Origin of the sequence: Geodermatophilus sp. DSM 44513, assembly GCF_032460525.1 — a bacterium.
Taxonomy (GTDB): Bacteria; Actinomycetota; Actinomycetes; order Mycobacteriales; family Geodermatophilaceae; genus Geodermatophilus.
Window position 1 is genome coordinate 775903 of the sequence record NZ_CP135963.1, and the last position, 14732, is coordinate 790634.

12 protein-coding genes are annotated in these 14732 nt (G+C 75.0%); 8 read left to right on the forward strand and 4 right to left on the reverse strand.

The window, feature by feature from the left end:
* Nucleotides 1-35: 35 nt before the first annotated feature.
* On the reverse strand, nt 36-1889 hold the full coding sequence (locus tag RTG05_RS03670) for a glycosyltransferase family 2 protein (protein ID WP_166527505.1): 1854 nt from the start codon (nt 1887-1889) through the stop codon (nt 36-38).
* A gap of 299 nt (nt 1890-2188) precedes the next feature.
* On the opposite strand from RTG05_RS03670, the gene RTG05_RS03675 reads away from it, so the two are divergent.
* Nucleotides 2189-3199, forward strand: coding sequence for a glycoside hydrolase family 26 protein (locus RTG05_RS03675; RefSeq protein ID WP_166527506.1), 1011 nt, complete (start codon nt 2189-2191; stop codon nt 3197-3199).
* Nucleotides 3200-3208: 9 nt separating this feature from the next.
* Here the strand turns inward: RTG05_RS03675 and RTG05_RS03680 are convergent, their stop codons facing one another.
* On the reverse strand, nt 3209-3991 hold the full coding sequence (locus RTG05_RS03680; RefSeq protein WP_166527507.1) for an enoyl-CoA hydratase/isomerase family protein: 783 nt from the start codon (nt 3989-3991) through the stop codon (nt 3209-3211).
* A 28-nt stretch (nt 3992-4019) separates the two neighbouring features.
* Nucleotides 4020-5531: a dolichyl-phosphate-mannose--protein mannosyltransferase gene (locus RTG05_RS03685; protein WP_166527508.1), complete on the reverse strand. Its 1512-nt coding sequence runs from the start codon at nt 5529-5531 to the stop codon at nt 4020-4022.
* Between the two features lie 52 nt (nt 5532-5583).
* On the opposite strand from RTG05_RS03685, the gene rsmI reads away from it, so the two are divergent.
* Nucleotides 5584-6423 carry a 16S rRNA (cytidine(1402)-2'-O)-methyltransferase gene (gene rsmI, locus RTG05_RS03690; RefSeq protein ID WP_166527509.1) on the forward strand — a complete coding sequence of 280 codons (840 nt, stop codon included), beginning with the start codon at nt 5584-5586 and terminating at the stop codon, nt 6421-6423.
* A 120-nt stretch (nt 6424-6543) separates the two neighbouring features.
* Nucleotides 6544-7425, forward strand: a complete 882-nt coding sequence (locus RTG05_RS03695) for a DUF559 domain-containing protein (protein WP_315912291.1) — start codon at nt 6544-6546, stop codon at nt 7423-7425.
* Between the two features lie 51 nt (nt 7426-7476).
* On the opposite strand, the gene RTG05_RS03700 is transcribed toward RTG05_RS03695, so the two are convergent.
* Entirely contained in the window at nt 7477-8583 is a 1107-nt protein-coding gene (locus RTG05_RS03700; protein ID WP_166527510.1) for a magnesium and cobalt transport protein CorA, read from the reverse strand.
* A gap of 105 nt (nt 8584-8688) precedes the next feature.
* On the opposite strand from RTG05_RS03700, the gene RTG05_RS03705 reads away from it, so the two are divergent.
* The 5 genes from RTG05_RS03705 (at nt 8689) to RTG05_RS03725 (ending at nt 14618) form a co-directional block, all read left to right on the forward strand.
* Nucleotides 8689-10173, forward strand: coding sequence for an amino acid permease (locus RTG05_RS03705; RefSeq protein ID WP_166527511.1), 1485 nt, complete (start codon nt 8689-8691; stop codon nt 10171-10173).
* A 101-nt stretch (nt 10174-10274) separates the two neighbouring features.
* On the forward strand, nt 10275-10907 hold the full coding sequence (locus RTG05_RS03710) for a hypothetical protein (RefSeq protein WP_166527512.1): 633 nt from the start codon (nt 10275-10277) through the stop codon (nt 10905-10907).
* Nucleotides 10908-10939: 32 nt separating this feature from the next.
* Nucleotides 10940-12736 (forward strand): methionine--tRNA ligase, encoded by a 1797-nt coding sequence (gene metG / locus RTG05_RS03715; protein ID WP_166527513.1) that lies wholly within the window; start codon nt 10940-10942, stop codon nt 12734-12736.
* Nucleotides 12737-12773: 37 nt separating this feature from the next.
* Nucleotides 12774-13661 carry a TatD family hydrolase gene (locus tag RTG05_RS03720; RefSeq protein WP_166527514.1) on the forward strand — a complete coding sequence of 296 codons (888 nt, stop codon included), beginning with the start codon at nt 12774-12776 and terminating at the stop codon, nt 13659-13661.
* A gap of 117 nt (nt 13662-13778) precedes the next feature.
* Nucleotides 13779-14618 carry a hypothetical protein gene (locus RTG05_RS03725; RefSeq protein WP_166527515.1) on the forward strand — a complete coding sequence of 280 codons (840 nt, stop codon included), beginning with the start codon at nt 13779-13781 and terminating at the stop codon, nt 14616-14618.
* Nucleotides 14619-14732: the final 114 nt, after the last annotated feature.

A 14732-nucleotide genomic window follows, 5' to 3' on the forward strand; every position in this document is an offset into this window, starting at 1 on the left:
GTCCCGGAGGGGGGCCGTCGCCGTCCGAGGGACCCTCAGGCCATCGCAGGCCGCGGCCGACTCGACGACGTGGCGTCGGACAACGCGTCGGCCAGGTCGTCGGCGGTCACGTACCCCTCGACGACGGCCAGGTCGCCCAGACGCATCCAGGCCTCCTCCCGGGTCGCCTGGAGGTCCAGCAGCTGCTGGAGCTGGCGCGGACTCAGCGCGCCCCGAGCCACCAGGACGTCCCCGACGCGGCGGTTGCCCAGGACCGAACGCGCCCGGGCCAGCTGCACCGGTAGCACCTCGGCGACCCGGCTGGACCACACGTGCACCAGGGGTGCCGCGCAGACCAGAGCGGTGAGGCCGGCCCAGAGGTACAGCGTCGGGTAGTCGTGGCCCAGGCCCAGCCCGCCGAGGACACAGGCGACGGCGACGCCGAGCCACAGCAGGTGGGGACGGAAGGTCCGCCACGTGTCGCCGGTCGCGGCGCTGCCCTTGGCGGTCACCACGTACACCAGCGGGCGGCCGGCCAGCTGAGCGGCGGCCGCGGCGACGTACACCGGAGCCGTGACCAGGTCCAGCACCAGGCCCCGGATCCCCCAGGAACGGCGCTCGTGCTCCACCAGGTTGAAGCGGCGCATGCAGAAGGCGAACACCAGGCCCAGGCCCAGGTTGGCGCCGAAGAGCAGCCCCCACTGGGTCAGCGGCAGGTGGGTGACCGTGACGCCGCCCAGCAGGTAGGTGGCCGACAGGACGACGCCGCCGACCCAGGCCATCGCCGTGGTCGGGTAGTGGGTCTGCAGGGCGAAGAAGGACAGCCGCTGCCACACGCCCATCGCCGGGAAGAGCCCGGGGGAGTGCCGGCGGGCGATCTCCCAGATGCCGTACGCCCAGCGCTTCTGCTGGCTGAAGAAGTCCGAGTAGGTCGCCGGTCCCTCGCCGACGGCCAGGACGTCGGGCGTGTAGACCCCCTTCCACCGCCGTCCGGTCACCTCGTTGACCGATGCGTAGACCACCATGGCGGTCAGGTGGTCCTCGATGATGCAGTCCTGGTAGCCGCCGATCTGGGCGAAGGCGGCCGGTCGGTACAGGTGGTTGGTGCCGATCAGCAGCGGGGCCTCGTGGCCGTTGCCGCCCCGCTGGATGATCCCGTGGAACAGGTAGGCCAGTTCCGCCGCGCCGCGGGCGACGAAGGACTCCTCCAGGTTGCCGTAGACCTGGGGCGCCACGACGAACGCGACGTCCGGGTCGCTGAAGTAGCCCAGCGTCCGTTCGAGGAAGTTGGGGAACGGCACGTGGTCGGGGTCCATCTGGGCGACGACGTCGTAGTGGCGCTCGTGACCGGCTCGCCAGCTGTTGTGGTTGCCGTGCTTGGTCCGCGCCCGGAAGGGACCATGGGGCTGGTTCCACTCGGGGTGCCCCTTGCGGCTGAAGTGCGCCACGCCGATCTCCGCGCAGCGCCGCCGCACCTCCGGGTCGTCGCCCTCGTCCAGCAACCACACGTCCAGCACGCCGTCGTGCCGGATGCGCTTCATCGCCCGCAGGGTGGCCATGACCAGCTCGACCGGCTCCTTGCCCGGCACGATGGTCGTCAGGACGGCGACCCGCAGGCCGGGCTGGGCCCGCATGGCGACCGGGTCCCGGGCCTGCCCCGCGTGGTAGGTGACGGTCCAGGTGCGCAGGCCGGCGATGAGTTGCAGCAGCACCATCACGACGAGTCCGCCGACGGCGAGCGCGTTGACCGCCGGCTCGGGCGTCATCCGCGGGAGGTTGGCCGGCAGCAGCAGGAAGACGGCCAGCGCCAGCGCGGCCGCGACGTGCGACCAGCCCAGCGCCAGCACGCTCCACCGCTGCCCACGACTCAGCGCGTCGCGGTACCGAACCCGCTCCGTGGGGTCCGCCATGACCCCGGTCACCTCGGTGGCCGCGCGTCCGTACAGCCGCGTGCTCTGCCGCCGCTCGGGCAGCCCACCGTGCCGCGCGGTCGGAGTGGATCGGTCGTTGGCCATCACGCCTGGGAGGTCGGGCCGCCACCGGCGGTGGTGGAGCCGAGGGGCCCGGGTCTCACCACTTGGGGTCGGGGCTGCCGGCCGGTCGACGGTGGGCTTGAGTCGAGCGGCGGACGTGCCGATGGGCCAGCGTGCACACCCCCACGGACGCGCCGTCCCGGCCACGGCCGCGCTCGGGGCGGCGCCTCCCGGTCGTGGCGGTGCTGCTCGTCGCCGGTCTGGTCACCTACGTCGTGCTCGCGGCCGACTCCACCGGACCACCGGCGCCCGCGGCTGCGCCGTCCCCGGCGGTCGACGCCCTCCCGCCGTCCGCCGCCCCCGTCCCTCCGGCGGTGCCGGCCGGCGACCCGGTGATGGGCATCTCGGCCCCGACGCTGGCCGACCTCGACCGCTTCACCCGGGCCACCGGCACCCGCCCGGAGGTCTTCGACACCTTCGAGGCGTGGTCACGGGACCGCCCCCTGGACCGGGAGCTGGCCGACGGGGTGGCCCTGCGGGGGGCGCGGCTGTCGGTGACCTGGGAGCCGTGGGCCAGCGACGGCCCGCGGGACCGGCAACCGGACTACACGCTCGCCTCGATCGCCGACGGCCGGCACGACGCCTACATCGACCTGTTCGCCGCGTCCGTCCGGGACCACGGGCACCCCGTGACCATCCGCCTGATGCACGAGATGAACGGCGACTGGTACCCCTGGGGCGCGACGGCGAACGGCAACCGCCCGGAGGACTTCGTCGCTGCCTGGCGCCACGTGCACGACCGGTTCACGGCGCTGGGCGCCACCGAGGTCGCGTGGCTGTGGGCCCCGAACGCGGTCTATCCCGGCAGCGCGCCGCTGGCGCCGCTCTACCCGGGCGACGAGTACGTGGACCTGGTCGGCGTCAGCAACTACAACTGGGGTGAGCGGTCCCACGACGGGTTCGCCACGCGGTGGCGCAGCTTCGGGTCGCTGTTCGACGAGAGCATCGCCGAGCTGGCCGCCCTCACCGACCGTCCCATCTGGATCACCGAGATCGGCAGCTCCGACCTCGGCGGCAGCAAGGGCGAGTGGCTGGCGCAGACGGCGGCGGAGGTCGTCCGCCGGCAGGAGATCGCCGGCCTGGTGTGGTTCGACCACCTGGACACCCGGCACGGTGTGGACTGGCGCATCGAGCACGACGAGCGGGCCACCGCGGCGTGGCGGGCCGCCTTCACCGCCCGTCGGTAGCGGGCCGGTTCAGCGCGCCGCGCGGAAGTCCGGCGGCCGCTTCTCGACGAACGCCCGCACGCCCTCCCGCCCCTCGGCGTCCGCGGCGGACTCCGCGATCAGCCCCGCCTCGTGGTCCAGCTGCTCCTCCGGCGTGCGGACGGCGGCGCCGCGGACCAGGGCGCGGGTGCGCACCAGCGCCCGCACCGGCCCGGCGGCCAGCGTGTGCGCCAGCGCGACCGCGGCCTCGCGCAGCTCGTCGTCGGCGACCACCCGGGCGACCAGGCCGCACGCCTGCGCCGCCGCGGTGTCCAGCGTGCCGTCGGTCAGCACCAGGTCCAGCGCGCGGGCCGGGCCGAGGGCGTGCGCCAGGGTCCAGGAGGTGCCGCCGTCCGGGGAGAAGCCGATCGCCGCGTAGGCGGGCCGGATCCTCGTGGAGCGGGCGCAGACGACGACGTCCACCGCCCCGAGCAGGCCGACGCCGGCACCGGCCACGGCGCCGTGCACGCCGGCGACGACCGGCACCGGGGCGGCCAGCAGCGCGCGCACCACCTCGTGCCAGTCGGCGGCCAGCCGGCCCACCTCGGCGCCGGGGTCCTCCGCCGCCGCGAAGCCGCGCACGTCGCCGCCGACGCAGAACCGCGGGCCGTCGGCGAGCAGCAGCACCGCCCGGGCGGCCGGGGGCCGGAGCCGGAGTGCCTCGGCCAGCGCCGTGGCCATCGCGGGGTCGACGGCGTTGCCGGTGTCCGGCGAGGCCAGGGTCACCCGCCACACGTCGCCGTCGAGGTCGCTGTGCACCGGCCGGTCGCTCATCGTCGTCCTCCGCGTGGTCGGGGTCGGGTCAGAACCAGGACGGGAACCACATCCGGTCCAGCCACTCCGCACGCGACAGCGGCTGCCCGGTGAGGACGGGGAGGAAGAACACGAACGTCGCCGCGACCACCCCGACGTAGAGGGCGACCACGCCCAGGCCCACCTGCCGGCGCGACCGGGAGGCGCCCGGGGGGCCCAGCACGTCCTGGAGCACCAGGACGACGGCGAGCACGAAGAACGGCAGCACCGGAGCGGTGTAGAAGGCGAACATCGTGCGCTCGGGGTTGAGCAGCCAGGTGCCCCAGCCGGCGACCACCGCGACGGCGACGGTCAGCGCGGCCGGGTCCCGGCGGGCGGCCACCCGCCAGGCCAGCCACACCAGCGCCGGCGCGAAGGCTGACCAGAGGGTCGGCGTCCCCACCATGAGGGTGTAGCGGACCACCTGCTCCCCGGCGGCGTCGGTGAGCCCCTGCGGGTTCCACAGCAGGATCGGCCGGCCGTTGACCAGCCAGCTCCACGGCCCGGACTCCCACGGGTGCGGCGTGGACAGCCCGGTGTGGAACTCCAGCCACTCGGCGTGCTGGTGCCACAGCGAGCGCAGCGCGTCGGGCACCCAGGGGAACGCCGTCTCCGGGTTCTGCTGCGCCCACGCCTTGCCCTGCGAGGTCTCGCCGAGGAACCAGCCGGTGAAGCTGGCCAGGTAGGTCAGCACCGGGACGGCGGCCAGCGCCCAGACCGCCCCCGGCAGGCCGCGGCGGGCCGTGACCAGCGTCGGGCGGGGTGCGCCGGCGTCCCGCCAGGCGGCGCGGTCCCAGAACAGGCTCAGCAGCGCGAAGGCGGCGAGGAACCACACCCCGCTCCACTTCACCGCGCACGCGCAGCCGAAGAGCAACCCGGCCGCCAGCCGCCACCCCCGCGGGCCGAGCGGCCCGGTCACCCCGTCCCGGATCCGCGCGCGCACCCGGTCCCGGTCGACCACCAGGCAGGCCACCGCGGACAGCACGAAGACCTGCAGGAAGACGTCGAGCAGCCCGATGCGCGACAGGGTGAAGGCCAGGCCGTCCAGCGCCAGCAGCAGCCCGGCGACCAGGCCGAGCAGCGTGGAGCCGGTCAGCCGCCGGGCCAGCCGGGTGAGGACGACGACGGCGATCGTCCCGGCGACCGCACTCGGCAGGCGCCAGCCGAAGGAGTCGTAGCCGAACAGCCCGATGCCGGCGGCGATCAGCCACTTGCCCAGCGGCGGGTGGACGATGAACGTGTAGCCGCGGTTGTACTCGTGGCCCCACTCGAGCAGCTCGCGCGCCTCGGGCGGGTAGTACGCCTCGTCGAAGAGCAGCTCCGGCGGGTAGCCGAGGTCCCACACCCGCACGGCGAAGGCGCCCAGGCCCAGCAGGGCGGTGAGCAGCCAGGCGGTGCGCTCGTCGGCGGGCAGTGGCGGGGTGGTGTCGCGACGCGGCCGGGGGAACGGGAGGCGGCGGGTGCGGGCGGGGCCGGGCCTCCCGGGCTCCCGCTCCGTGCGCTCGGGAGCCAGCACCGCCATGCGGCCAGGGTATGTGCGCGTGGCGGGCCGGCCGCCGTGACAGGCTCCCGGGGTGGTCGGACGGCTCGTGCTGGGTGGGGCGCCGCTGGGACAGCCCGGTGACGTCGGCCCGCGGCTGCGCGCGGCGATGGCGACCGCCGACGTCCTGGCGGTCGAGGACACCCGTCGGCTGCACCGGCTGGCCGCCGACCTGGAGGTCCGCCCGGCCGGGAAGGTGGTGACCTTCCACGAGTCCGTCGAGCGCGCCCGGCTGCCCGGGCTGCTGGCCGCCCTCGCCGAGGGGCGCACCGTGCTGCTGCTGACCGACGCCGGGATGCCCTCGGTGTCCGACCCCGGGTACACGCTGGTGCGCGCGGCGATCGACGCCGGGGTCGAGGTGACCTCCGTGCCCGGCCCGTCGGCGGTGACCACCGCCCTGGCGGTCTCGGGCCTGCCGGTCGACCGGTTCTGCTTCGAGGGCTTCCTGCCGCGCAAGCCCGGCGAGCGCCGGTCCCGGCTGTCCGGGCTGGCCGGCGAGCGCCGCACGATGGTCTTCTTCGAGTCGCCGCACCGGCTGGCCGACGCGCTGACCGACGCGGCGGCGGCGATGGGGGAGGACCGGCCGGCCGCGGTGTGCCGGGAGCTGACCAAGACGCACGAGGAGGTGCGGCGCGGGGGCCTCGCGGAGCTGGCCGCCTGGGCCGCCGACGGGGTGCGCGGGGAGATCACCCTGGTGGTCGGCGGGGCGCCGGTCGAGCCGGTGGCGCTGTCACCGGCCGAGCTGGCCGCGCTCGTGGCCGGCGAGGAGGCCGCGGGTGCCACCCGCAAGGACGCCATCCGCGCCGTCGTCGTCCGCACCGGGCTGCCCCGCCGGACCGTCTACGACGCCGTCGTCGCCGCGAAGGGCGACTGACCCGGCCCCGGTGTGCACGTCCGGTGGTCTCGCGACAGCCGGAGGGCACCATCGGTGCACAGCGGTGGCCCTGTGGACGACGATCCGCGGCCCCGCCGTCCCGTGCGGCACGGTTCGCCGGTGCCCGTGCCGCCCTCCGTGCCCGACGTGCTCCGGGGCCGCGTCTTCCGTGGCTCCGTGGTCGTCAGCCGCGGCCTGTTGACCCGCAACCAGCTGCGCGGCCCGACGTGGCGGAGGCTGTGGCCGGATCTGTACGTGCACCGCGACGTCCCGGTCACGCACGCTCTCCGCGCCCGTACGGCCGGCCCGCTCCTCGTTCCGGGGGCCGTGGTGACCGGCTGCAGCGCTGCGGTGCTGTGGGGTCTGGAACTGGCCGGCCGGGATGACGACGTCGAGCTCACCGTGCCGCCGGGGCACCACCCGGTGCGTGTCCCCGGGTTGCGCGTGCGCCGGAGTCGGCTGCCCGACGGGTGGGTGGCCCGCCGGCACCGGGTGGCCGTGACGACGCCCGAGGCGACAGCGGTCCGGGTCGCCGCTGCTCTGCCAGGGGACGACGCGGTCGTGGCGGTCGACCGGATCGTCACGTCCGGCCTCACCGACCTGGCGTCGGTGCGCGCGCTGGCGACGACCGGGTGCGGACCCGGCGCGGCACGGGCGCGTCAGGCCTGCCGGCTGGCCGACGGGCTCGCCGGGTCGCCGCAGGAGACGCGGCTGCGGCTGCTGATGGGGCGGGGTGGCCTCCCGGTGCCGGTGGCCCAGCACGTCGTCCGGGATCCGCGTGGCTTCGTGGCGCGGGTGGACTTCGCCTGGCCCGGGCTCCGGGTCGCGGTCGAGTACGACGGGGCGTGGCACGCCGAGCCCGGGCAGTTCGCTCGCGACCGTCAGCGGCTCAACCGCCTGCAGGCGGCGGGGTGGCGAGTGGTGTTCGTGACGGCCGCGGACCTGCACCGGGCCGACGAGTTGGTGAGGCGCATCGCCGCCGCCCTGGCGGGTGTGCGCTGAGTGTCGTCTCCGGTCGGCGGGAGACCACACCCAGCGCACACCGGGCGGGCCTCAGAGCCAGCCGTTGCGCTTGAAGCCGCGGTAGAGCAGCGAGCAGACGGTCACGATCACCAGCAGCACCGTGAAGTAGCCGTAGCGCCAGGTCAGCTCGGGCATGAACTCGAAGTTCATCCCGTAGATCCCGGCGATGGCCGTGGGGACGGCGATGATGCCGGCGTAGGCGCTGATCTTGCGCATGTCCTGGTTGTCGGCCTGGGTGGCTCGCGCCAGCGACGCCTGCAGGATGGAGCTCAGCAGCTCGTCGAGGCCGGCGACCTGCTCGCGCACCCGGATGGCGTGGTCCTCGACGTCCCGGAAGTAGGAGCGCATCGCCTCCGGGACGGGGTCGATCTGCCGCTCGGCCAGCTTCTGCAGCGGCACCTCCAGCGGGGACACCGCCCGCCGCAGCGACAGCAGCTCCCGCTTGAGCTGGTAGAGCCGGCCGATGTCGTCGGTGCGCTCCGGGCTGAACACCGAGGCCTCCAGCTCCTCGACGTCCTCCTCGACGGCGGCGGCGACGTCGACGAAGTCGTCGACCACGTGGTCGGCCACCGCGTAGAGCACCGCGGCCGGGCCCAGGCACAGCAGGTCCGTCTGCTCCTCCAGGCCCTGCCGCAGGTCGGCCAGCGCCCCGTGCTCGCCGTGCCGCACGGTGATCACGTAGTTCGGGCCGACGAAGACCATGACCTCCCCGGTGTCCACGACCTCGCTGGTCGCGGTGAGCCTGTCGTGCCTCACGTACCGCGCGGTGGTCAGGACCATGAACAGCGCGTCGCCGTAGCGCTCGAGCTTGGGCCGCTGGTGGGCGTAGACGGCGTCCTCGACGGCCAGCGGGTGCAGCCCGTAGTGCCCCGCGATGGTGCCCAGCTCCTCCTCGGTCGGCGCGTAGAGCCCGAGCCAGACGAAGCCGCCGCGGGACACCGCCGCCTGCAGCGCCTCGTGCGGCTCGACCGGGGGCTCGCGGCGCCCGTCGACGTAGACGGCGCAGTCCACGATCGGCCCGACGCCCTCGGGCCGGGACGGCGTCGTGCGCGGGCGGCCCTCGGGCCGGGGGCGGGTCGACGGGAGTTCCGCCGGGAGCCCGCGTGACCCCCTGCGGGGGACCTCCGTGCCGGGCATCTGCACTCCTCTCCCGAACGACTCGACGCGACAGCGTAGGCGTGCGGTGCGAGCGGTCCCGTGCCACGCTGCCCGGGTCCGGACCCTGCCGACAGCGAGGACGTCGTGGCCGCCAACACCCGCCGGGTGAAGTCCGTCGAGGACTCCATTCGCGACACCGACGAACCGGAGCACCGGCTCAAGAAGAACCTGTCCGGCCTGGACCTCACGGTGTTCGGCGTCGGCGTGATCATCGGCACCGGGATCTTCGTGCTGACCGGCGTGGTGGCGCGCAACCAGGCCGGGCCGGCGGTGGCGCTGTCTTTCGTGGTCGCCGGCGTGGTCTGCGGGCTGGCCGCGCTCTGCTACGCCGAGTTCGCCTCGACCGTGCCGGTCGCCGGGTCGGCGTACACGTTCTCCTACGCGACCTTCGGCGAGTTCGTCGCCTGGATCATCGGCTGGGACCTCGTCCTGGAGCTGGCGCTCGGCGCGGCCACGGTGTCGGTCGGCTGGTCGGGCTACCTCAACCAGCTGCTGGACGACGTCGGCTTGGCGCTGCCGACGTCCATCGCGGGGGAGACTGCGAGGTTCAACATCCCGGCGGTGCTGATCGCGCTGGCGATGACCGCCGTGCTGGTTCTGGGCATCAAGCTGTCCTCGCGGGTCACCGCGGTCATCGTGGCGATCAAGCTGGCCGTCGTCGCGCTCGTCATCGTGGTCGGCCTGTTCTACGTTGCCGCGGAGAACTACTCGCCGTTCGTTCCGCCGGCCGAGCCCCCGGCCGAGGGCGAGGGCGGCTGGCTGGACACCCCGCTGATCTCGCTGCTCACCGGATTCAGCCCCGGCACCTTCGGCTGGGGCGGGGTCCTCGCCGGCGCCGCCGTCGTGTTCTTCGCCTTCATCGGCTTCGACATCGTGGCCACCGCCGCGGAGGAGACCCGCAACCCGGCCCGCGACCTGCCGCGCGGCATCATCGGCTCGCTGGTCATCTGCACCGGGCTCTACGTCGCCGTCTCGCTGGTCGTCGTCGGCATGCAGCCCTACACCGAGCTCAGCGAGAGCGCCCCGCTGGCCGGGGCCTTCGCCGCCAACGGGCTGACCTTCTTCTCCACCGTCATCTCCCTCGGCGCGCTGGCCGGGCTCACCTCGGTGGTGATGATCCTGATGCTCGGCCAGTCCCGGGTGCTGTTCGCGATGAGCCGCGACCACCTGCTGCCCCCGGCCCTGGCCAAGGTGCACCCCCGCTACGGCACGCCCTACCGGATCACCATCGGCACCGGCGTCTTCGTCGCGTTCCTCGCCGCCGTCGTGCCGCTGGAGGAGCTGGCCGTGCTGGTCAACATCGGCACGCTGTTCGCCTTCTTCCTCGTGTCGATCGGCGTCTGGTGGCTGCGGCGCACCCGTCCGGACCTGCAGCGGTCCTTCCGGGTGCCGTTCATCAACGTGCTGCCGTGGGTGTCCGCGGCGGCCTGCCTGTGGCTGATGGCCAACCTGCCCACCGAGGCCTGGCTCCGCTTCGGCCTCTGGATGGCGCTCGGTGTGGGCCTGTACTTCGTCTACAGCCACCGGCACAGCCGGATGGCCACCGGGGAGCGCCGTCCCGCCGGCTGACCCCTCGCAGGGGTGAGGCCGCACCCGCGGCCTCTCCAGGCGCCCGCTGCCCCCGCCGACCCGACCGGTGACCGTCGTCCCCGGTCAGGGAGAGCAGCACCGTGGCGAGCACCGTCCTCGACGCCCCCGTGGCCGCGCGTCCGGCGTCCCCGCCACGGCGCGTCCCGCCGGCCGCCGTGCTGGCCGCCGCGGGCACCGGCGTCCTCCAGGCCGTGGCACTGCTGGCCGGCGGGCTGACCGGACTGGACGGCCTGCTGCTGTCGCCGCTGCGCCCGGCCGGCCCGGTCGTGGCCGGCCTGCTGCTGCTCCTCGCCGGCTGGGTGGTGCTCTGCGCCGGTGGCGGGGTCGCGCTGCTGGACCGGTCGGGACGGCGCCTCTACACCGCCGTGGCCACCGCCGAGGTCGCCCTCGTCGGGGCACTGTTCGCGGTGGCGCTGACCTCCCCGCTGGTCGACGCGCTGCCGGTCGGCCTGCCGCTGCCGGCCCTGGCGCTGCTGGTGCTCGGCTTGCCCGTGGGCAAGCTGCTGCTGGTCGGCGCGCCGTCCGTCCTGGCCTGGGTCGCCCAGGGGCCGCGCACGCCGCAGCGCCGTCCGCAGCCGGCCGCGGCCGGCCCGTGGACCCGCGCGGCCACCCTCGCCGTCATCGGGCTGGCCCTGGTCGCCGTCGCGCTGGCCGTCCCGGCACCCGGCGCGGCCCCCGACGTCCCGGCCACGGCGGGCACCGGCCAGCACTGAACCCGCTGGACGGCGCTCCGTAGGGTGAGCCCGTGACTGACCGGCACATCCTGACCGCCGTGGCCTGGCCCTACGCCAACGGCCCGCGGCACATCGGCCACGTCTCCGGCTTCGGCGTCCCCTCCGACGTCTTCAGCCGCTACCACCGCATGGTGGGCGACCGGGTGCTGATGGTCAGCGGCACCGACGAGCACGGGACGCCGATCACCGTCGCCGCCGACGCCGAGGGCGTCAGCCCGCGGGAGATCGCCGACCGCAACAACCGCGTCATCGTCGGCGACCTGCAGTCCCTCGGGCTGTCCTACGACCTGTTCACCCGCACCACGACGGCCAACCACGCGGCGGTCAGCCAGGAGATCTTCCTGGGCCTGCTGAAGAACGGCTACGTGTTCCCGAAGACGACGCTCGGCGCGATCAGCCCGTCGACCGGGCGCACGCTGCCCGACCGCTACATCGAGGGCACCTGCCCGATCTGCGGCTACGACGGCGCCCGCGGCGACCAGTGCGACAACTGCGGCAACCAGCTCGACCCGGTCGACCTGATCGGCCCGCGGAGCCGGATCAACGGCGAGACCCCGAAGTTCGTCGAGGAGGAGCACTACTTCCTCGACCTGCCGGCGTTCACCCGGGCCCTCGGCGACTGGCTGGCCACGCGCAACGGCTGGCGCCCCAACGTGCTGAACTTCGCCCGGAACCTGCTCACCGACCTCAAGCCGCGCAGCTACACCCGCGACATCGACTGGGGCGTGCCGGTGCCGCTGGACGGCTGGCGGGACCGCCCCGACAAGCGCATCTACGTGTGGTTCGACGCCGTCGTGGGCTACCTGTCCGCGTCCATCGAGTGGGCCCGCCGCAGCGGCGACCCCGAGGCCTGGCGGCAGTGGTGGCAGACGCCGGACTCCGAGGCCTACTACTTCATGGGCAAGGACAACATCGTCTTCCACGCCGAGATCTGGCCGGCCCAGCTGCTCGGCTACGACGGCGAGGGCGACAAGGGGGGGACGCCGGGGTCGCTGGGCCGGCTCAACCTGCCCACCGAGGTGGTCTCGAGCGAGTTCCTCACCATGGAGGGGCGCAAGTTCTCCTCCTCCCGCCAGGTGGTCATCTACGTGCGCGACTTCCTGGCCCGCTACGACGCCGACGCGCTGCGCTACTTCATCGCCGCGGCCGGCCCGGAGAGCCAGGACACCGACTTCACCTGGGCGGAGTTCCTGCGCCGCAACAACGACGAGCTGGTCGCCGGCTGGGGCAACCTGGTCAACCGCACGGTGTCGATGGCGGCCAAGAACGTCGGCGCCGTCCCGACGCCCGGGCAGCTGACCGACGCCGACCGGGCGCTGCTGGGGACGACGGGCGGCGCGTTCGCCCCCGTCGGGGAGCTGCTGGCCCGCAACCGGCAGAAGGCCGCGGCCGCGGAGGCGATGCGGGTGGTGGGCGAGGCGAACAAGTACCTGTCCGACCAGGCGCCGTGGAAGCTCAAGGAGGACCCGGCCCGCCGGGACACCGTGCTGCACACCGCGCTGCAGGCGGTCAGCGACTGCAACGCGCTGCTCACCCCGTTCCTCCCGCACTCCGCGCAGAAGGTGCACGAGCTGCTCGGCGGCACCGGGGTGTGGTCACCGGCGCCGCGGATCGAGGAGGTCACCGACCTCGACGACGGCTCGCCCTACCCGATCATCACCGGCGACCACGGCGACGGGCAGGCGGTGTGGGCCTCCCGCCCCCTGCCGCCGGGGACGCCGCTGGCACCGCCCACCCCGGTGTTCCGCAAGCTCGACGAGTCGATCGTCGCCGAGGAGCTGGCCCGGCTCGAGGACGGCGCCCCGTGACCGCCGATACCGCGATATTGGCGGGACGGGGCGGCGCGTGAGCCGGTCGGCCGCCTCGCGCGCCAACCGGAGGGGGGAGCCGCCGCCGTCCCCGGAGCCGCTGCCGTCGCCCGCGGTCGACAGCCACACCCACCTGGACATCACCCTCGACGGGGACCGCCGGCCGGACGACGCGGCCGTGGACGACGAGGTCGCGGCCGCCGTCGCCGTCGGCGTGACCCGGCTGGTGCAGGTGGGCGTCGACGTGCCTTCCTCGCGGTGGTCGGCGGAGCTCGCGGCCCGGCACCCGCGCGTGCTGGCCGCCGTCGCCGTACACCCCAACGAGGCCGGCGCCGGCGCGGCGACGGACGACGCCCTGGCCGAGATCGACCGGCTGGCCGCCCTGCCGCGGGTGCGGGCGGTGGGGGAGACCGGCCTGGACCGCTACCGCACCGGCCCCGACGGCTGGGCGGCGCAGGAGGCGTCCTTCCGGGCACACGCCCGCATCGCGGCCGAGCACAGGGTGGCGCTGGTCGTCCACGACCGCGACGCGCACGCCGAGGTGCTCCGGGTGCTCGACGACGAGGGCGCCCCCGAGCACGTGGTGATGCACTGCTTCTCCGGCGACGCCGCGTTCGCCCGGGCCTGCGTCGAGCGGGGCTGGGTGCTGTCCTTCGCCGGCACGCTCACCTTCGCCAACGCCGGCTACCTGCGCGAGGCCGCCGCGCTGACCCCGGTCGACCAGCTGCTGGTGGAGACCGACGCGCCGTTCCTCACCCCCGTCCCGCACCGCGGCCGGCCCAACGGCTCCCGGCTGGTGCCGCACACGGTGCGTGCGCTGGCCGAGGTCACCGGCGTGCCGCTCGCCGAGCTCGGCGCCCACCTCACCGCCACCGCCGAGCGCGTCTTCGGCCCCTGGGACGCGCCCCCTCCTCCGCGATCATGACGTCCGGGGAGCGACGCGCCGACGGGCCGCGGCGTGTCGGTCCCCGGATCGCGTGATCGTCGCGGACGGGCTGGACCGGCCGCCCCTCCGCGCGGGATTCCGGGGGACACTGGCCGCGTGGGCCGCCTCATCGCCGTCGTCCTGTTCATCGCCGTCCTGGTCCCCGGTGTCCTGCTCGCCCGCGCGTGGGCCCTGGCCGCGGGCCGCCGCGCCGTCGCCGCCGCGGCCGTCGGCTTCACCACCCCCACCCCCGAGGGGCTCGCCGTGCTGCGCCGGCAGGCCCAGCACGGACGGCGCGTCCGGCAGCTGGGCTTCCTGCTCGGCGTGGTCGCCATCGCCGTCAGCATCGCGGTGTTCGCCGAGGCGTCGGTGTTCCTCTGGCTGCCGGCCCTGGTCATCGGGCTGCTGCTGGGGATCGTGCTCGCCGAGGCGACCCGCCCGCGGCCGCGCTGGCGCACCAGCTCCCCGGCCCGCCGGCCCCGGCAGTCGGAGCTGATCTCCCTCGGGCTGCTGTGGGCCACCCGCGCCGTCGTCGCCGCCGAGCTGCTCACCGCCGTCCTCATGTGGCGGCGCGGCGAGCTGCCCGACAGCGTCGGCGCCGTCGCCCTCGCCGTCCCGCTGCTCGCCTGGGTGCTCGCCGAGGCCGCGCTGCTGCGCGCGCTGCTGCGCCCGCTGCCCGCCGAGGGCGCCGACGTGCCGGTCGACGAGGCGCTGCGCACCTGGACGGCGCACCTCGTCGCCGCCGCGGTGAGCGTGCTCGCCCTGCTGCCGCTGGGAGCGCTGCTGCTGACCGCCGGCATCGACCTCGGCGGCCGCGTCACCGACGGGATCGACCTGCTGCCGGTGGCCCTGGTCGCCGGTGGCTTCGCCGGGCTGGCCGCGGGGCTGGCCCTCGCCGTCTTCCTGGTCACCTGGCTGCGGCCAGTCCGGGTCGACGACCGTGCGCTGACGGTGTGATCCAGGACATCGCGGTCCTCCGGACCGCACCGCGACCAGGCGCCGTACCCGGCGGGCGCTGAGCCCCACCCGGCCACTCGTCGGGGACCCTCCCGGTCCCGCTCCTCGCGACCG

What these genes read in the sequence shown, in the direction of transcription:
- RTG05_RS03700 (WP_166527510.1), bottom strand. Translation starts at nt 8,583, where the DNA reads ATGCCCGGCACGGAGGTCCCCCGCAGGGGGTCACGCGGGCTCCCGGCG.
- RTG05_RS03680 (WP_166527507.1), bottom strand. Translation starts at nt 3,991, where the DNA reads ATGAGCGACCGGCCGGTGCACAGCGACCTCGACGGCGACGTGTGGCGG.
- RTG05_RS03685 (WP_166527508.1), bottom strand. Translation starts at nt 5,531, where the DNA reads ATGGCGGTGCTGGCTCCCGAGCGCACGGAGCGGGAGCCCGGGAGGCCC.
- RTG05_RS03670 (WP_166527505.1), bottom strand. Translation starts at nt 1,889, where the DNA reads ATGGCGGACCCCACGGAGCGGGTTCGGTACCGCGACGCGCTGAGTCGT.